Below are 19,737 nucleotides of genomic sequence, written 5' to 3' on the forward strand. Positions count from 1 at the left end.
GGTCCAGTTTTGAAGGACGTATAGGTCTTTTGCTGTAGATTGGTTTTTTAATTTGACCTCGTAAGTACTGTCTAACGGTGTTACGTGATAGGCCCAGTTCTCTTGATATACGACGAATACTCATGCCTTGTCGTTTTAGTACGTGTATTTCCACTGCAAGCTCCTGAGTTAACATGTCATCGATACCACACACTTAAGCTTAAACGGTGGTATTTTACTCAGGTGGGTCAAAATTCGATTGCTGCTAGTGGGTCAGTTTTACATTGCTGCTGACAATTTAGCTTATGAGCTTGTAGCATTCTTTCTACTTTAGGTAAAATTAAGTGAGCACCCTTGAGACGAATATTCATTGCCATTAGTTTGTTAAGTAAAGTATCAGGTATTTGGGTTGTAAAAAATGGTGATAGCACACCTATTAAATCAGTATCATGAGAGTAATATTTTTTTACATCTGGAGTTAAAAGCTTATCCAGTTCATCATATGCACGCTGAAAAGATTTTAGATAATTTATTTCTCGTGTTTGTTTGGTTGTACCCGCAAAGTCAGTACCATACCAATGGCTTAGTAACATGCCATAATTTTTGGGACCGCCAAAACATGGATCGCCTCCTTCACCATTAAAAATCCACTGACTATAGTTACTTGCATACTGAGCTAGCTCAAAATTTGGTACAGTTATTGGATCTCCGATGGGGTCGTCTAACAACCAGATTATATCACTTAATCGTTGTAAAAAATTTTTAGGCTTTATATATACTTCATGATGCTGGGTATTATGTTTTTTTGCAACCGAAAGTGCATAATCAAGTTCATTGGGATACTTTTTGCCAAAATGGATTGAAAAAGTATTTATTTTTTTCGTTTTTAGTTGTGCTAATTCAGCAGTAACAACGCTGGAGTCTAAGCCACCAGATAAAAAAACACCTAATTCATTAGTTGTTGGCAACCTATCAACGATAGCGGCTGATAGCAATTGTTTGAAATGTCGTGCTGACTTGTTCCTATCCTGAGTCTGATAAAAAGTTTTAACTGACTCCTGCTCGAAAAAAAAGTAGCGCTTTAACGTATATTTATTATCCTTCCAGATAAGATAGTGACCAGCAGGTAGTTCATATAACCCATTAAGCATAGTATTATAGCCTGGTACAAAGCTAAAACTTAAATATTGTGCAAGAGCCGCATTATTAATCTCTCGAGTAAATAGAGGTAACTGATGGATTGCTTTAGGTTCAACGGCAAAGAATAGGTTTTGTTCAAGCTGGCTAAAATAAAGTGTTTTTTGTCCAGAGCCATCTCGTATTAAATAACCAGTGTTGGATTCTTTATCATACAAAACAATAATGAATGCACCTTCAAGCCTACAAAGTTTATTGATCCCGCTTTGACTATAATTAACTATGATTTCTTGTGGTTTGGTACTGTATGATTCACCCGTAAAAAAACCATTGATCATTAGCGTTACATGATCCTTTCGCCATACACCGGCATGGTAGTTATAGTTAGCCTGTTCAGGTGCTGTTGCTATAGTCGCAGTTAATTCGCCGATTGATACTTGTTGTGGACTATTAGCAAAACGGTGTTCTAGTTGATTTACCATTTGTTGAATGATTTCACACGGTTGGTAACCAAAATAGCCGACGAGTCCTGTCATATTATTATTGTTTACCCAAAGTCATCTGCTAAAGCAAAAGATACGTAGGTAGAAGCAGCGGTTGCAGCGCCCAGTACCAATAAATCTTGTAATTGTGATTTGTCTTTGCTCATCAACTGTGTTGATAAGGGGTAGGGTAGCATATCTACCGCACACTTAGTGATTCTCATGCGTTTGTGGAGTGGTTTTGCTTGTTTTATTTGCTCTTCATAATAACCGATGTCGTATACTTGCTTGGGGTTTAGCTTAACATTGAAATTTTTTTCAATAGCCAGAACCATCTTAACTTTATTTAGTTTGGTCGCATGTAATAAAAGGACTGGTATATTATCTGCTTGTTCAAGCAGTATTTTAAACTGATTTTTTAGGTAGAGTGGATAGCCATCTTTTGATACGATGAGTGATTTTGACCGCATATGTTCGTCATTTAATATTAAACAATCTACAAATAAAGGATCGTCAACGACGATTATTCGTTCAGCACCATAGTTAAATATATCATTCTCTTGACACTTTGCAGGAGGGTTTTTAAGTTTAGGCTTGTTAATTAAATAATTATTATTTCTACCAGCATCTACCCAGCGTTTATAGTAACTGGAAAAGTCCTCTATACTCATGGGCTTGTTAGCATTGAATACTAGCTTAATTACAATTACAAATATAATTAACGCGATAATAAAGCCAATTAAAGAGAGTGTGCCGACTAAAATTATAGAAATCAAGCTACAGATTATAATGGCGATAATTAAAGGTGCATAGAATGACCTAGACGTAGCTTTCAAGAAGACACTATAGAGCATGTTCTTAGTAAAATAGCGTGTATTGAGCGCACTAGCTTTAAGCTCTAATTTTTTCATTTTGTTATCATTGAAAGGTTCGGTTTTGGCATGAAATATAAACTTGTACCCACATGAACACTGAGTATTATAACCTTTCAAAAAACATTCACATGATGGACAGATCATTGTAGCGCATCCTTGCTGATCTTCTTTGCAAAACTATTTCTGTTATATTTCTTTTCCTATAGCAATATCTTTTGAAAATAATTTTTTGCATTAGCAAATGATTTTTAACAATCATAGTAAAGTCTAATTTCGCTTTTGAAAATCTAGTCTAGCTTTAGTTATACTTAAAGTTACTTAGAGTAGATTACTATTAGGTCATCTTGTGCTGACTCTCTAGCCCTTACACTGACAAGTCCCTTTAGAACTTGTCGATTGGCCGGGTTAAACTACCCCAATGCACCTTTGCATTGAGCTTTATACTATAGCTGTCATCTTTGGCAGGAGCCACATCATAGAGATGACAGGGTACTCCTTTGTTTCAAAATCTACATACATGAATGATAAATATGAAGTGTAAAGCTAGGATAGCAAGCACAACTTAAAATAATACCATGGTATTATTTTTTTCGATGAGTCATGTATTGGTAAGCTTTTAAAGTGACTCTTCATTCCTATAATTATTATGGCAATCTATGCTATAGACGGTATTGTAATGTTAAGAGCTGATAAGGCTGGTAATGAATGAGTTATGATGAGAGTCCTACAGTAAATGACTTCAGCATTAATAATGCCGATGAAAAATTTCATTTCAGGCACTTATAATTGTATTCTTATTCAAGCGTAGCTATATTTCTTGATTTTAATGTGTTGCAGTCTTGGCCAGATAAAAAACCTTTAATCAAAGACTCAACTCTTTGCTTAACTGAAATTGAGCCATAATCCGACAAATCCATATGTTTTGAACTCTCTATTTCGATTATACAGCTATGATATATATCTTGCTCTTCTTCTGTTAATAAAACACTCTCAGCTGTTGGATACTCAGTGGCTCTTATTGAAAGGACTTGAATCTGTGCAGTCTTGGGTAAAGTAACTCTACGATTATCTAGAGTTACAATCTTGCTTATATATGGCTTGCCTTTATTAGCTAACCATGCTGATATATCTCCTCCATTTGAATGACCCACAAGTATTATATTGTGAAAATTATATTCAGGAAAACGATTTGGTAGCTTGCGCTGCAAAAAGTCTAATGTTGTTGCACCTCGTTGCCAGTTTTCAATTCTAGTCTTAAATAAATCACCTATTGTTGATAATGGCGGATCATTTGGTAACTCATGATCAATAGCAACAGTCATATAACTCATTGAATTCAATAGTTGAGTAATGAATTGATACTTTTGATATGGAACTTTGTTTCCTGCGCTAATAAAAGCAACATTACATTTTTGGGAGGTGGAACAATCTATATTTTTACTAGGAAAATCCACTGAAATGGGGATATATCTATCCCTGTCAGTATCATAAATATCCAATGTTTTTGAAAAGCTTGAACAAGTCAAACATAACAGTAAAAAGCCAATCATGTATCGCATGCTATTCCTTAATTTCCCAATTCATCTCAGAAGGCTTAACGTCTCGTTAATGGCGTTAGAAATCCACGTTCCAATTTTTGCATTACCCACTTCATTAAAATGAATGCCATCAGGAAGCAATATATCTGATAAAACCTGCGTTGAAGTCTTGTTATAAAGATCATTGACCCTAAAATTGTATTTTTTTGCAAGCTCAATCGATGCCATATTATACTCAATGATATCTTTAAGAAAGCGACGAGAATCCTTAACCGCATTGTGAACAATTTCGTCTATGGGTGTAGATGTTGCCCAAATTACAGATGATCCTCGCTGTGCTAATCTACCAAATATTGACTCTAGGTTTTCACAATATCGTTTTTTTGAACAAACGGGACCTTTCTGTCCAGGGTTATATCGAACATCATGTAAACCGCAGTTAAGGTGTATTAAATCGAAATTTTCTCTGGACAACCAAGAGTCTAGATTTTCCTTGACTTTAATTGATGATTCACAATTCTCTGAAGGAGAAGAAAGATATGAATCTTTACTTAGATTCTTAACTACGTACTTTTCACTATTGAGGCGTATCGAATCACCAATTAAAAAAACTCTCAATTTACGCTCCCTACCTGAGATTTTTAATGCTGTTAGCAAGGTGTAACTACTCCCAATAATAGCACACCGTTTTGCTGCTAAATATAGTTGTAGTTGGCGATATAATATATCATTCCATCATATTGCTGTAGCCTAATTTACAGATTACCTAAAAGATATACACCATGAGAAGCCGTCTCCAGAAATAGCAGATTGCTAGGTTTGAGGAAGCTACATAGATAATACGCTTATAGTGTCTTTAACCTTGCTAATAACTAAGTTGTCTAATAATTTTAAATAACAAAATTTGAATAGGTTAAAGCTGTCTTAAACTATAGATATACACTTGATTATAGGTATACTCTTCGCGAATGATTTTTAGGCTTTGTTACCATCGCTCTTGACCACAAAGGATGATGGGAATGCAGTTTATGCATAATGACATGGATGTCATATAGTAGAGCAATGCAGGAGCTATTGCCGAGGAGCATTTAACTGCCACTCCAGTCATTTATTTTATCTAAACTCCTGGGGCTACATCGCTCGGTGGCCTCGCCTAAATAATCCTTCGCTGTGAGTATATACCACTTTATTTTGACACCTACAAATGATTCATTATGGGTATATATACAGGGAGGACTAAATATGCCATTTGAGTATACTCAGTCACTGCATAATATAAAACATTTCCTGCAGTCTTTTTTCTTTAAAATACAGTTTTTTTTAGCTTGTATGATATTTCCTTTTTCAACGCTGGCTATTAGTGATAGCTCTCAGCCTGTAGATCATAACTTGCTTGGTCGTGATATCGTTGAATCATTTATGTTGTCGAAAGGGGTTTCCTTTAATAAACAGACTGATAATAAACGTTATATGACTTTTATGCGTGGAATACTCCTTGGTGAGTATCCTGAACTTACAGGCCAAAATTCTGTTTATGTTAAATCACAAGTTGAGTTAAATGCAGTTATAAAGTTCGCTAGTGAAGAGTTAAATCCTGTATTTCAGGACTATCCCGTTAATAATTCAATCCCAGAAGTAAAACCGAATCAATCAGGTTTGATATTAGATGGTTTTAATCAAGGTAAGACTGTTTTAGTTAACTATGATCGTAATGCTGCTATTAACTATGCTTATGCATGGTGGGATAAAAGAAACCCTAACTATCCAGACTTTGGTGAAAATGATTGTACAAACTTTATCAGTCAAGCAATGGTTGCAGGAGGGTTCAGTTTAGTTGGTAGTGGCGATGGCTGTAGAGATGAAGCTACACGTACTGAGTTTTATGCCAATGCAAATACCCCGCCTTGGTGGTGCCAGGGTAGTAACCGTCATTGGGAATGGTCTACCAGTTGGAGTGTAGTGGATACGTTTCGGGCTTATTTTGCTGATGAAAATAATTTTGCAACAGTTTTAGGGTGGACGACTGATAGGAAATTAACGAAGAGTCTATTGTCTCCGGGGGATATTATCCAGCTCCAGAAAAAGCAAGGAAGTGGTTGGATTATCTACCATAATATGTTGGTAACTAAGGAAGATAGTAAAGATTTATACCTCACATACCATGCATTTAATCGTAAAGATAAACCATTAAGTGAAATAGAAGCAGGTGAAGATCAGCGTTATATATTAGTTAGATTTCCCTAGGACCTGTTAACAGGCCCTAGCTATTTTATATTGAGGCTTTGAGCTAAGCCTCAATATAACGTTTAAAAAAAAATACTTTAATTAGCTTTTGCCTCGATTCGTGGCAGTTACCGCACTAGTGTTATGTGTCCTATAGACAACCTCAGGATATAATTCGCTCAATAAAATAGATTGGCCGGATTGAATGACGATCCGAGCATGATGACGTGTAAGTTCTCTAGGTTCTTTTAAACCGCAGGAATGGGCAATAATGCCAACATAGTGCATCATATTATGTGCATAATTTTTAACACGTTCAGCTTTTTCTGAAACCACTAAGCCTTTTTGTAGTTTAGGGTTATGAGTTGTAATGCCAGTCGGACACGTATTTTTGTTACAACGTAAGGCTTGGATACAACCTAGCGCAAACATAAATCCTCGGGCTGATGTTACAAAGTCAGCACCAAGACAGATCGCCCAGGCAACATCTGCGGCATTAATTAATTTACCAGAGGCAATGACTTTGACGCGTTCGCGTAGGCCATATTCACATAGTTTGTCAACCACTAACGGTAGGCTTTCAGCAAGTGGTAAACCTACATAATCCATTAAGCTCATTGGCGCAGCCCCTGTTCCTCCTTCAGCGCCATCAATCGTGATGAAGTCTGGGGCAAATTCTTCCCCTCGCTGTTGGATTGCGTGGAAGAGATCATCTAACCATTCACTACCACCAATTACTATTTTAAAACCTACGGGTTTACCCGTTATACGACGAACACGGTTTATCATATCAAGCAGTTCATGGACGGATCTAATCTCCGGGTGACCATTTGGACTAATAGAAGCTTGACCTTCGGGAATACCACGAACTTTTGAAATTTCAGAAGTCACTTTTTCTGCTGGTAGAATACCTCCTTTGCCAGGTTTTGCTCCCTGGCTAAGTTTGATTTCAAACATCTTTACCTGTGGATAGTTAGCAATTGTTTTTAGTTTGACATCGTCTAATAAACCGTCTTTGTCTCGAACACCGTATTTAGCTGTACCTATTTGAAAGACCAGGTCACAGCCTCCTTGTAAATGATGTTCAGATAAGCCACCCTCTCCGGTATTCATCCACACACCAGCCTTTGCTGCTCCTTGTGACAATGCTTGTACAGCTGGAGCGGATAAAGCGCCATAGCTCATTCCTGATATATTAAATAATGAAGTAGTTGCATAAGGTTCATGGCAATAAGGGCCAATTGTGATACGCCTAGGTTCTACGGCATCTTCTGTTAATGTGGGGAATATGCAGTTCATAAACATAACAGTGCCAGGTACATTTAAAGGACGGGTAGAACCAAAAGCTACGGTGGAGTCGACATTTTTTGCGGTGCGATAGACCCAGCTTCGTTGTGCTCGATTAAAGGGCAGCTCTTCACGGTCCATAGCAAAGAAGTACTGTCGGAAAAATTCGCCTAAATGTTCAAATGCGTAGCGAAATCGACCAATAATGGGATAGTTACGGCGAATAGCGTGCTTTGTTTGTGTAACATCAATACAATAAAGGCCAATAAGGTAGATCACAAACAGTACGAGGGCGATGAGCACTAACCCAATGAAACTATCAGCCGCAATGACTAAAAAACGAATAGCAAGATCCAGCTCCATTGTGATTATCCTTAATTGTATTAAGTAAGAGGTTATTAGTCGTATGTCAAAACGTCGAAATACCAGTAATGACTCTGATAGTCGATCTGAAAGCAGTCGATTGGTTTATACCACAGATGGTGGACGAATTGATCCTGAGAAGAATAACGATGAGCCTGTATCAACATACACGGATGGTGTAGTCCGTGTACGAAGGGAAGTCAAAGGTCGTGGTGGTAAAACCGTCACTACTGTCACAGGTCTGCCACAGACAGGTAATGACTTAAAAGCCTATGCAAAACAGTTAAAGCAGTATTGTGGAACCGGGGGGGCTGTAAAGCAAGGAGTGATTGAAATTCAGGGAGATCAGGTTGAAAAGTTACTGCAACGTTTAACTAAAGATGGTTATCAAGCGAAACAGGCAGGAGGGTAGGACAATTGCAAAGAGAAGCAACCTACTTTTAGCAACCCTTTATTTCTTTTAAATAAACAACAGTAATATTTTAATGTGTAGTCTGATAAGGCAAAGGTTAGGTAGCTCTTTATGATCTGTTTATCGCAAGGAAGCGTCAACTAAGCCCTATGGTATGTTCGATAGGTTTAACACAAATTTTTGACCAAAAGCCTTTCAAACTTGGTCTTAGAAGGGCAAATTTATATGCGATTGCCTGAGGGGAGAATTAAGCCATCATTTACTTATTTTGTGAAAAATAATGGTTTTAAGTGGTCACGAATAAAGTCAATAAACACTTTAATTTTTGCTGCTGGGTAGCGCTCGTTATGTAGCGCATAAACGTGTATTTTAGGGAGATGATAGTTTGGCATTAACTGAATAACACTGCCGCTATCAAGATCGGGCCGAGCAATGATTTCGGCAGTAGCTGTAATACCAAGGTTATTTTTCATCATTTGATAAGCGACGGCAGATGAATTAGTGGATGACTTTTCATTAATAAAGATTTCGTGCTCAGTTAAATCTGGGCCGGTTAAGATCCACTTGAAATTCTTCATTGAGCTTATGGTAATCCAGTTCATCTGGGCGAGTGCCTCCAGGTTTGACGGGTTACCAATGCTTGAAAGGTAGTCTCTGCTTGCGACAATAACGGCTTCGGCCTCAGTAATATAACTGCCGTAACAAGGCCAGTCAGTTGTTGTGCCAATTCTAATGGCAACATCAATATTATTTTTCTCAAGATCAATTAATGTATCGCTAGAGATTAAATCAACACTTATTTCAGAGTAAGTTGATTCAAATTTATGAATAATTTCGGGTAACAGCTTTAAACACATGTCGTCTTTTGCAGTTACTCTCAGGCGACCTTTAGGTATGTGTTTTGCGCTTTCTGCAAGCTGAAATATTTCAGTTCCAAGCACATGAAGTTGTTGGCAGTGAGAAAGCAGAATCTTTCCTGCATTTGTTAGTGTTACTGAACGCGTACTTCTGTTGAGCAGTTGAACATTTAACTTTTTTTCTAAACGTTGTATTTGGTCACTAACATGAGCTTTGCCCAAGTTCAATTGCTCAGCAGCTTTGGTAAAAGAGGCCTCTTTTGCAACAACTGCAAACATGGCTAGTTGTTTGAGGTATTTCAGTGATTCATAGTTCATTGTCTGAATTATACATACAATATGTTTGGGCTTCTATTATTTATCTGCTGGTTTCAGTGCCCTATCCTGTGGCTAACATATGAGTAAGTGAGGAGCACACCTATTATGAAACTGAATACGTTACTAATCATTTGTACACTTGTTTCACCAGTAGCGTTAGCAGAACCACATGATCCATTTCGTGATACTGGTGATAGTGTGGTAGTAGAACAACAGGAAACAACTCAGTCTGAGATTTCAGAGAGGGAAAATTCTGGTTGTCTAATTAATTCAGACAGCTGTCAAGAGGCTGAGGCTGTGGATTGAAAGTATTAATATGTTTTAATGCTAGTTGTTATGATTACTTTTATATATAAAAAGTAATCACTTATTTATACTGACCTTTATTTAACATTACTTTTTCACTCATTAGTATACCCTTCATGAATCATTTTTAGGGTTTGTTGTCAGCGCTCTTCACCCCAGTCACTTATTAATATAAGCTCCGGGGGCTTCATCGCTTGACGGCCACCCCTAAAAACCCTTCGTTTTGGGTATGCCTAGAGGATCACTGCACAAAAAAATTAATTGAACTATACTATACTACTTTTGAAGAAGTAGTGGGGCTGGCTTTCAATGTAGAGTGAGCAATATTCCAGAATATATGTTTTTACGTGTTATTTGGTATAATGCCGAATAATTAAAAATAGAAATTGACTTATGAGCTGTTTTTCCAAAATTTTGGTAGTTGTGGCTAGTGTAAGCTTACAACTTATCTCTACACGAGCTATTTGTGGAAATAAGTTAACTATTACTGGCGTAGAGAATATGTATTTAACAAAAATATCTGAGCCGATACTAGTCGAGGCGTATACACACTTAGGTTTTGAGGTGGAAATTAAACTAGCACCTGCCGAGCGTGCTCTTGCCGAGGCAAATTCTGGAAGATTTGATGGTGATCTGAATAGAAAAATTGGTTTGGAAAAAAATACCCTAATCTTATTAGAATTCCAGTAGTACTTGTTACAGCTGATTGGGTAGCTTTCACAAAAAAACAAAAATTTTCAGTGCAATGATGGCATAGTTTAAAGCCTTATAGTATTGCTGTTCAAAGAGGTTTAAGAGTGGCTGAAGATGCAAGCAAAGGAATGAATGTTATTTTCTTAAACTCTATTGAACAGCAGTTTAAAATGTTAAGCGTTGAGAGAGTAGACTTAGCGGTTGTAACGCGTATTGAGGGGCTTCAAACTATAAAAAGACTAAATTTATCAAAAATTTATACCTTAGAGCCTTCTATACAAAAGATACCTCTGTATCATTATGTTAATAAAAAACATTATAGAATTGTGCCTGAATTGACAGATGTGTTAAAAGAAATGAAAAACAGTGGAAGATCTGATACTGTTGAAAAACGTGTCTTAACTAATCTGCTTTATAATTAACTTCATTAAAGAGTGCTGTAGGTGACTTTAAGATTTTGAAAATATTTTAATATTTTTGTCGTAAAGTCTACGGATTTTAAGTGGTGAATGTAATTATTGTAGTTGTTTGAGTGGGTCAAACCATAAATTAATATGGTTTAGTAATTCTTTTTTGGTGAATAGTGGGTTGTCGAGTGTAAATAATCGTCTTGACGGTAAGTTGGCTTTTTTAATAGATTCTTTGTTGTGTTTCAAAAACCATTCCTCATATTTTCCGTTTTCTTTTATGCGTTTAAAAGCATAAATAAGCCTTTTTGCTAACTTGGGGTTTTTCTTGCTGACATAAAAGAATTTAGGCCATGGATAATAAATTAAAATATCTCTCTCTATGTTCAGGTTGGGTAAACGTACAACATGTTCTTTATACTCGGTAAAGATTTCATTAAAACCTCTTGAAAAATAATCCACTCGTCCCTTGGCAACCATGTCAAATAAGCTTTCATAGTGCATGCTGGTTTTGACTTTAATACCATTAGCTTGAAAAACCTTTACATCATTCCAAAATCTCCCCTGGCCTACAGTGAGCTTTTTTAAATCTTCAATAGTTCTAATGCTGGAAAACATAGGCTGGTCTTGTTTGCGTATTAAAAAAATACGGTAACCTAATAACCCTTTTCGTATAGGGTGCCAAATTGGAATTAAGTGTTTTTCTAGGTCGGGAGTGTTACTACTCCATATTATATCAAAGACTAAATCATGGGTAATAAAATACCGGATCTTTGCTTCATTAATGTTTTCATGAAATGGTGTTAGTTCACAAGGTCCAAATTTCTCCTCTGATGCATTGATAAGAATATATAGTAGTTCTTCAATATCATGCTCTCTTTTTGTCGCGATAGGGTAAACCACTTTTTCTGCAGAAAAAGCACTACACATTACTAGAAAGTAAGCAGTAATAATTATTGGTAGTTTAATCAAAAATGTTTTGAAAATCAGCACGCTGACAACCTGTTATGCTCAACGTTATTTTGAGCCTAGCATATTTCCCTAGCGTAACCTACAAATCAGCTCAATGCGCCAAAACGGTTATCGTCACTTTATCCAAATGACCTAGGGTATCAGTGACAGCAAGTTGATATTCACCTGGTCGGGGGAGGGTGTAGACCAGACTTTGGCCTGCATGACTGGTACCGATATTGCGTCCATTGAGATACCAAATCAAATGACCATAACCACCCTGGGTTTGTAAATTGACAATATAGCGACCTTTGTTTTTTGTCTGCGGCTTAATCAACATTTGATCTTTTAACGAGCTAATTCTTAGTGTTTGATGACCTAATGGCTGATTAGGCAAACACCCTGTTGCAAAAGGTGGCAGTAATGTTTGGCGCTGCCAACGTTTGGGTAGCCAAGGTTCTAAAACTTGAGGCCAAAGGGCTACGTGACGTGTTGCTATTGTCTCGCTATTGCAGGCTAAACTGGTGCGTTGTCCTTTCTTGTTGATATGGATAGGAGCAGGATTGACCAGTTGTTGGCCTTGCCGGGTTGGAAATAATGTGGGAGGAGTGTGTTGCTGAATGGTCCAGGCAGTATGTTGTTGGTGACAGTTGCCGTGTTGATTTTCCTGTCTTGAGCTTGCTGTACCTAATGGCCAACAAATGATTTGTTGTGATACTCCAGGCGGTGGGCTGGCAAACCCTGACTGTTTTGGTAAGGCACTGCTGATGGCCCGTAGTAACGGCCAGGCTGTCACAAGTCCATACTCTCCAGGAGATGGAGTGCCATCTGGGCGGCCAACCCATACTCCGATGGTGTAGTCTGGCATCACGCCTACCGCCCAAGCATCCCGAAAGCCATAGCTGGTGCCGGTTTTCCAGGCTAGGGGCATTGACTGGGTGTGTGCAGCAAGGGCTTGGTTATCACTTCGGGTTAATATTTGTCGAACAATCCACGCAGCTTGCGGTGAAAGTAAATAACGCTCTTTGAGCGGAGCATCAGGGGTAAATCGTAACTCTCCTGCCAGGCCATTTCGAGCAAGACTGGTGTAAGCACTTACTAAGTCTTCAAGCCTTGTGCCTAGGCCACCTAAAATCATGGAGAGGTTAGCTTTGCCACCATGTGGGAGTTGTAACAACATGCCCGCATTGCGTAACCGATCAGCAAATGGTTTAGGTCCAACGGCTTTAAGTAGTTGAACGGCAGGCACATTCAGTGATCGTTGCAAAGCTTCAGTGGCCGAAACAGGGCCGTAGAAGCCACCACTAAAATTGCTGGGTTGATAGTCACCGTCATGCAGTGGTGCATCGCTGAGCAGTGATGCAGAGTGAATCAGCCCTTGCTCCAACGCCATGCCATAAAGAAAAGGTTTCAGTGTTGAGCCTGGTGAGCGGACCGCAGTTACCATATCAACATGACCAAAACGTTGTCGATTACCAAAGTCTACTGTGCCTTGGTAAGCCATAACGGTTAAGTCTTTATTGCGCACGACAAGTGCCGCAACCGATGCACCCTCTTGCAGACGATGTTGGTAATGGCTGATCAGCGTTGATACCTGCAACTGGGTTTGCGGGTCAACGGTACTATGAATAGGCTCAAGCAGAGTATCCAACTGGGCTGATAAGGTTTGATTGGAGGGTGGTAAGTGATTTGAGGGCAAGTGAGTTGATTTAGGCGCTAGGTTTACGTTGTTTGGTTTTGAAATGCTCAGATTTTTCTGGCTTTGTTGGTGCAGCCGTCGTGCTAAGAGGGGGGCATATTGTGGTGCTGTTAACCGCAGTGCGATTACATTTTCCTCTAAGGCTGCCTGAATAGTTTCTGCTGGCCAAATATCAAAGGAGGCTAGTCGCTGCAGTACCTTATTCCGGGCTTTAGCTGCCCGCTCGGGATGACGATCTGGACGTAAGCGGCTGGGGGATTGTGGGAGCACTGCGAGTAGTGCGGCTTCACTATGACTTAAAAAGCGTGCTGATTTCCCTAGGTAGGTAAAACTTGCGGCTTGAACACCTTCAATCGGTCCACCAAACGGAGCAAGATTAACATACAACGTTAGAATTTCTTGCTTAGAGAAGTGCCATTCGAGCTGTAAGGCACGAAACATCTGCCTGAGCTTGCCTGATAGGGTCCGTGAATGTGGGTCCAGTAGACGTGCTACCTGCATGGTGATGGTTGAGCCCCCTGAGACAATGTGACCATAACGAATGTTCTGCCAGGTTGCACGAAGCAAAGCAATAGGGTTGATACCAGGGTGTTGATAAAACCAGCGATCTTCATAGCTGAGTAAGGCATCAATGTACAAGGGGGAAACTTGGTCCAGCTTTACCGGGTAGCGCCATACGCCATTTTGATCAGCAAAACTGCGCAAGGGGGAGCCATCATTAGCGACGACGGTGCTGGCAAATAGGGATGCACTGGGTAAGGGCAAAGGCCACTGTTTGTCAGCGGCCCAAAACCCTAGGGGAATGATGATAAAGCCTGCTACGGCGCAGTATAGCAATAGCTTATAACGTAGCAGGTGTTTCTTTAACAGCTTTTGCATGGTTAAAAGCTGTCTCGCGTTATAACAGGTACTAATAGAGTAGGCGCTATAACAACTGGCACTGTAAAAGCCAGTGCTGAAAAAACAAGTATCACCCCATGTCTATTGAGGATCATCTGCACTGACATGGGATTTCACCCTAAGCTCATCAATGGTCTCACCAATGCTAAAGTATTGAGGCTGATACATCGCTTCAACAAAGGCAGGAGGTACCTGGTAAGTACCTGGGGTTACTGCTCTGGCCAGGAAAAACAGCTCGTACTGGCTATTGCTGTAAGGCATATCCAGTGCGGCAACATAGCGGTCTCCACGGTACTCTTGATGGCTTAACTCAGTGTTGCGTTGTAAGCGACTTATAGGCGTGCCATTAATCATTAATTGTTCTGCACTCGCACTGGTTGCCAGGTTTTGATTTTCTAACTCAAGACCCGCAGGTAACAGGTTGACCACCAGTACATTACGTAGTGGCTTTTCTGTTTTTGGCTGGAGGCGAACAATCACCAGATCCCCTGTTTGTAGTGAGGATAGTGTTAATGGCTTGCCATCAAAACTATAGAACGACCGTTGAATAGACAACTGGTTGCTTACAGGCTTTGGTGGTAGTGAAGGGTAGCCAGTGACATCAAGGGTTGCGAAAAGACCACGCTTATCTTGAGTGGTGATGGTTAAGCCCTCTTTGAGCTGTTCATAGCCATAAGCCTGCTGCAGGTTGACCAGGTTTTTCAAAGGGGTGGCCTCTTGCCCTAAGGTCAGTTCGCCAGACCAAGTTTCACCGTGGTTACGCAAGCTGACGCCAGCTAAAAATAAAGCGTTGCGCTCCTGTGTACTGAAGTACTGTTTGTTCTTCAGGCTTTCATGCAAGAGCATAGCTAACTCCCTCACCAGGGAAGAATACTGTTTGGTCGGTTCTAACCAGTGGATGGCCAGGCTTAAGTCACGGGTCCGGCTACCATAACTGTGGTAGTAGTTTTCATTAATGCGTAATTGCTGAACACCTTTGGTAATGGCATTTTGCGCCTGGTTACTATCACCCATTTTATCCAGTGCCAGCCCAAGTTGAACCCAAGCTAATCCGGCGTTGGTTGTCTCCTGATAACGGCTTGAGTACGTGCGGAGTGTGCCTAAGGGGGCTTGTCTGAGCTGAGCCAGCACCCAGGCGCTGTAGGCTCGGGTCGCAAAGGTTGAGGCAGGGTAGTTATCCTGGGGTAGATTTTGGGTTTGCACATAATGCTTCAACCGCTCAAGGGCATTATCTAATGCTTGCTTGGGTACAGCATAACCTGCCAGCTGTGCTTGCAATAAGAAGTCAGTGACATAAGCCGTTAACCATGGCTCCTCAGGGCTGGTATTTGACCATAATCCAAAACTGCCATCGCCGCGCTGCATACCTAATACCCGGTCAATGGCTTTTTGAATGGCCGCTTTACGCTTCTGTTGCGGAGAGCCTTCAATACCCAGCTGCTGGAGTACTTTATCATTGGCTTGCAGCTGAGGGTATACACCACTGGTAGTTTGCTCTAGGCAACCATAAGGATAAGCTTTCAACGCAGAGAAATGTGCAGCGACGTTGATAGCAGGGTAACTGCTCATAGACAGCTGTGCCAACACTGTTGTGGGATACAGTGCTTTAATCTCAGCTCCCTCAAAGGTTAAGGGTTTGTCAGGTAAAACCTGTTGTTGAATACGTTGCAGGTGGGCAGGGTAAGCTGGACGAATACCCAGCTGCCAGTTGCGCTCCAGAGTAATCGGCTCATCCTGATGGGGGACTTTGATATTGGCGACGTTCAGCTGAATATTGGCAGTACCAAATAAGGTGCCTGCTTTTACTGGGATACGTAAGGTTTGTTTTTCTCCCTTTTCAAGGGAAAGTTTTTCAGGAAGCGTATCCTTCAGTATGGATAAACCATTGCTCGTAATGAACTCAAGACTCAGCGCTTGGTTTTGCTCACTGAGGTTGTGGATATCCAACGCTAAAGTTGATTCATCATTGTTTGCCAGGAAGCGGGGCATGGCTAACTGTGTGACAACAGGTGCAGCGACTGTAACGGCTTGTTCATTATGACCATACTGATGATCATTAAAGGCAACGGCCATCAGTCTGACCTGGCCATTAAATTCGGGAATAGCAAAGTTTACTTCTGCTTCACCCTGATCATTCACTGTTACTGGGCCAGAAAACAGGGAAACAATTTGCACATCACTAGCAGGTTGTTGTCCTCCGCGAGTCAGGTCTGCATCCCCCCCGAACATTAACTCAGCAATACTGCCACTTTCAGGTTGAATAATCTTCTGGTAGAGGTCGTACTGACTCACTTCGTAACGCCGTTGCCCAAAGAACCACTGGTTCGGGTTGGGTGTTTCATAACGAGTGATGTTTAAAACACCTACGTCAACAGCAGCAACAGTCACCTGAGTAGGCTGGTCACTGTTAATGCCTGTGAGTTTCAATTTTGCGGTGAGCTGGCTGTTGGGAATAATTTTATCTGGTGCGTTAATCGCAATCGCCAGCTCGCGTTGGCGGCGATCAAGTGGTAAGTGCTGTACACCGACTGCACGACGGATAAGTTGATGTTCTTTGCCAGGCTGAATAACAACTGCACTGACATAGAGGTTATGCTGATCCCAGTCGTCGCTGACGGGAATAGTAAAGGTTTTACCTTCAGCAGGCACCTCAATGCTATCCCACCAAAGCGGCTGATTACCTTCAACCAACAGATAACCTTGACCGGCAAAGGGGGCATTTACTGTGACCTGGATATTGTCCCCAGCCAGGTAAGCCTTTTTATCCAATGTCAACTGGATTTGATCGGGGCGGCTGTCACTGTCAGGTGCTTGTTGCCAGCCAGCATAGAAGCGATAGCTGGAAACTTGCTGGCTACTAGGATCGGTTACCTCTAAACGATAATGACCGTATTTTACGGGCACCTGCAGCTTGGTTGGACCATCTGCAGATAATGCTAAAGGCTGTTCATAGGTAGCATATTCAGTGACAGTATAAGAGCTGTCCCAGCCGGATGATTCAGAATAGTGCCAGTTATAATGACGCTCCTCTCGAATAAGTTTGGCTTGCACGCTGGGTGATGTTTGTAGCTCACCTTCCTGGTTGGTTTTAACGACCTCAAAGCTGACCAGGCTGTCACTATCACTGTTATCGTCTTTAAATAAAGGACGAATACCTACCAGTGTCGGGTGAGGAAAGACATGGTAAGTGCGATTGCGGGTAACAGGTCGACCACCACTTTCCAATAAGCTGGCCGATACGGTAATTGCTAATGGAGACTGGGTTTCTTGCCACTCATTTTTGATATCAATACGGCCTTTGCCATCCGCATCGAGTTTTAATGAGCTAAGCCCCTGGCGCTGGTTAAAGGCATCATAGCCAGTAATTCCAAAATGGTAGTCAGGCCATTGACTGAGTGGATGGCTTGTACTGCGTACCCACACTTTGGGTTGTACTTCATTACCTGCGGCAGGCGCACCATAAAGATAATCACCTTCTACTGGGACAGAAAGCGCATCGTTGGCGGTAAGTGATGTTGGCTGCTGGCTGGGAACGCCTAGGTCGAGCTTCATACGTTCGGGTAAAAAGTCTTCTACCAAAAAGTCGTATTGGAATACAACGTCGCTAGGGGTAGTGACCTTTAATTGCCAGCGACCTGTTGGGGCATTGGCAGGGATAGTATAAGCATGTTGAAAATAATTTTGCTGTTCAGCACGCCAGGTAAAGCTGTTTAAGACTTTGCCATCAGGGCGAATAATGTCTGCTTGTAACGGAAAACCTTTAACGGTTTGTCCATCGGTGCCACGCAGTAAGGCGCTGAAATCAATTTGCTCGCCAGGCCGATATAAATCACGAGGTGTATAAATAAAGACTTCATGTGGCTGTTGCTGGCGCTTGCCTAGTTTAAAGTTGGCTAAGTCTAGTGCGGGGGTGAATAAGGGGACAACTGAAGTATGCTGCTCATGTTCTGCAACTAATAAATAAGCGTTTTTTATTGGCTTAGCAAAGCTGGCATGACCTTTATTATCTGTATTTTGGAGATCGCTGATGCGAACACCTTGTTTATCGAGCAGGTAAACATTTGCACTGGCCTTGGATTGGCCGGTTTGCAGACTGTTGACCCAGACATCCAGTCGGTCACTGTAACTGCGGGCATGAACGCCTAAGTCACTGATCGTGAAATAGGTAGCAGGGTATTGATATTGGTAGTCTCCTTTAGCACGCATGACGGCTAAGTAGATACCTGGTTGTGTTAACGGTGACAGGCTTTGTACAGGAATATGGCTAACTGCACGGGTATTAGCTTTGGTCTTTAAATCAAAGCGGCCGCTATGGGCTAATTCAAGAAATGGCTTTAGCTTTTCAAGATAGTAAATCTCGATGCTGGCACGCTGTTGATACTGCTTAAAAAATTCAGATAAGTGATCAGGTTTTACCCGGAAGAAATCAATATCCACCTCTGGAATATTGACTGACATGACCGGTAGACCTTTTTTGACTGGGGCTGGTAGCAGTGAACCACTACTGGCAAAACCAACCACGGGCACCATTGCTGGAGCAGTAATTTCATGACGGGTGGTTTGGTCCAGGGTTTTTCCTGTCACTGAGGTGAGTGTTTTCTCGACGAAAACAGAGTACTTTTGTTCAGGCTGAAGGCCGACAAATAATAGTGTGTTTGGATTTGTATCAAGAATCCACTCACCTTTAACTTCATGGCCTTTACTGTCTTCAACTGTCAGGTGTGGGCTGTTATTAGTCTTAGGGTCCAGTGGCTGACTAAGCACCACTTTAGCAGCAAGCCCTTCTTTATGGGCAATACTACTAACGTTGAGTACTTGAAAATATAAAGGAATAGCTTCTTGTGATTGCTGGGGAGCGGTTTTGTCTTTGGTTGCTTGTGCTGTAGTTGCAGGCTTTTCTGCAGAGGGTTTGGATGGCTCATCATCAGAGCAGGAAATAAGAGTAAGGCAGCAGCAAACCAATAAGACAGGTCGTAACCAAGCCATAGTTCTTCCCTAGTGTTTGTCATTGGGTGGGATAAATTGTATGCGCCTAGAAACGCTTTAGTTTTCTAAAAAAAACAGCTTTCTAAATCAATGGCTAGTCAGTACCAGAAAGAGTACTTGTTATATCTGGTATCTGGCAGATCGAGTATAGTGCGGGAGTATATATTAACGCGATGCTCGACTTTTATTAGTTTGAAATGACAACCCCTGACCCCAACCTTTGTTTTGCCGAAACAAATTCAAAGGGACAGGGGATGTCAGTAGAAGAGTTTATCATAGCAGTTTATTGCTGGGTTGATGATACCTTTAATGATTTACTTAAAG

General features: G+C 40.9%; 15 protein-coding genes. 5 read left to right on the forward strand and 10 right to left on the reverse strand.

Annotated elements, in window-relative coordinates; genetic code table 11:
* From F607_RS30265 to F607_RS0117615, 5 genes are all read right to left on the reverse strand, one after another.
* The coding region (locus F607_RS30265) for a helix-turn-helix domain-containing protein (protein WP_038291742.1) at positions 1-175 on the reverse strand (175 nt) is incomplete at its 3' end.
* A 52-nt stretch (positions 176-227) separates the two neighbouring features.
* Complete coding sequence (locus F607_RS0117600; RefSeq protein ID WP_027709153.1) at positions 228-1,652, reverse strand: asparagine synthetase B family protein; 1,425 nt, start codon at positions 1,650-1,652, stop codon at positions 228-230.
* Between the two features lie 11 nt (positions 1,653-1,663).
* On the reverse strand, positions 1,664-2,509 hold the full coding sequence (locus F607_RS0117605; RefSeq protein ID WP_157365513.1) for a hypothetical protein: 846 nt from the start codon (positions 2,507-2,509) through the stop codon (positions 1,664-1,666).
* Positions 2,510-3,267: 758 nt separating this feature from the next.
* Positions 3,268-4,032, reverse strand: coding sequence for an alpha/beta hydrolase (locus F607_RS0117610; RefSeq protein ID WP_027709155.1), 765 nt, complete (start codon positions 4,030-4,032; stop codon positions 3,268-3,270).
* Positions 4,033-4,053: 21 nt separating this feature from the next.
* Positions 4,054-4,668: an SGNH/GDSL hydrolase family protein gene (locus F607_RS0117615; protein WP_165773263.1), complete on the reverse strand. Its 615-nt coding sequence runs from the start codon at positions 4,666-4,668 to the stop codon at positions 4,054-4,056.
* A gap of 585 nt (positions 4,669-5,253) precedes the next feature.
* Here F607_RS0117615 and F607_RS0117620 point away from each other — a divergent pair.
* Positions 5,254-6,255, forward strand: a complete 1,002-nt coding sequence (locus tag F607_RS0117620) for an amidase domain-containing protein (protein WP_027709157.1) — start codon at positions 5,254-5,256, stop codon at positions 6,253-6,255.
* Positions 6,256-6,336: 81 nt separating this feature from the next.
* Here F607_RS0117620 and F607_RS0117625 read toward each other — a convergent pair whose 3' ends face one another.
* Positions 6,337-7,884 carry an FMN-binding glutamate synthase family protein gene (locus F607_RS0117625; RefSeq protein WP_027709158.1) on the reverse strand — a complete coding sequence of 516 codons (1,548 nt, stop codon included), beginning with the start codon at positions 7,882-7,884 and terminating at the stop codon, positions 6,337-6,339.
* Positions 7,885-7,927: 43 nt separating this feature from the next.
* Here F607_RS0117625 and F607_RS0117630 point away from each other — a divergent pair, with 43 nt between their 5' ends.
* Positions 7,928-8,296 (forward strand): translation initiation factor, encoded by a 369-nt coding sequence (locus F607_RS0117630; RefSeq protein WP_038291744.1) that lies wholly within the window; start codon positions 7,928-7,930, stop codon positions 8,294-8,296.
* Positions 8,297-8,559: 263 nt separating this feature from the next.
* Here the strand turns inward: F607_RS0117630 and F607_RS0117635 are convergent, their stop codons facing one another.
* On the reverse strand, positions 8,560-9,471 hold the full coding sequence (locus tag F607_RS0117635) for a LysR family transcriptional regulator (RefSeq protein WP_027709160.1): 912 nt from the start codon (positions 9,469-9,471) through the stop codon (positions 8,560-8,562).
* Between the two features lie 105 nt (positions 9,472-9,576).
* Between F607_RS0117635 and F607_RS0117640 the strand changes: the two genes are divergently transcribed.
* The 3 genes from F607_RS0117640 to F607_RS0117650 all read left to right on the forward strand — a co-directional run bounded on the left by F607_RS0117640 (position 9,577) and on the right by F607_RS0117650 (position 10,892).
* Positions 9,577-9,777, forward strand: coding sequence for a hypothetical protein (locus F607_RS0117640; protein ID WP_027709161.1), 201 nt, complete (start codon positions 9,577-9,579; stop codon positions 9,775-9,777).
* A 393-nt stretch (positions 9,778-10,170) separates the two neighbouring features.
* Complete coding sequence (locus tag F607_RS0117645; protein ID WP_027709162.1) at positions 10,171-10,467, forward strand: hypothetical protein; 297 nt, start codon at positions 10,171-10,173, stop codon at positions 10,465-10,467.
* Between the two features lie 107 nt (positions 10,468-10,574).
* Positions 10,575-10,892, forward strand: a complete 318-nt coding sequence (locus F607_RS0117650; RefSeq protein WP_027709163.1) for a transporter substrate-binding domain-containing protein — start codon at positions 10,575-10,577, stop codon at positions 10,890-10,892.
* Between the two features lie 93 nt (positions 10,893-10,985).
* Here the strand turns inward: F607_RS0117650 and F607_RS0117655 are convergent, their stop codons facing one another.
* From F607_RS0117655 to F607_RS0117665, 3 genes are all read right to left on the reverse strand, one after another.
* On the reverse strand, positions 10,986-11,870 hold the full coding sequence (locus F607_RS0117655) for a type 2 periplasmic-binding domain-containing protein (RefSeq protein ID WP_027709164.1): 885 nt from the start codon (positions 11,868-11,870) through the stop codon (positions 10,986-10,988).
* Between the two features lie 70 nt (positions 11,871-11,940).
* Positions 11,941-14,406, reverse strand: a complete 2,466-nt coding sequence (gene pbpC / locus F607_RS0117660) for a penicillin-binding protein 1C (RefSeq protein ID WP_051311593.1) — start codon at positions 14,404-14,406, stop codon at positions 11,941-11,943.
* A gap of 102 nt (positions 14,407-14,508) precedes the next feature.
* Complete coding sequence (locus tag F607_RS0117665) at positions 14,509-19,413, reverse strand: alpha-2-macroglobulin family protein (protein WP_027709166.1); 4,905 nt, start codon at positions 19,411-19,413, stop codon at positions 14,509-14,511.
* Positions 19,414-19,737: the final 324 nt, after the last annotated feature.

The organism is Zooshikella ganghwensis DSM 15267 (assembly GCF_000428585.1).
Lineage (GTDB): Bacteria > Pseudomonadota > Gammaproteobacteria > Pseudomonadales > Zooshikellaceae > Zooshikella > Zooshikella ganghwensis.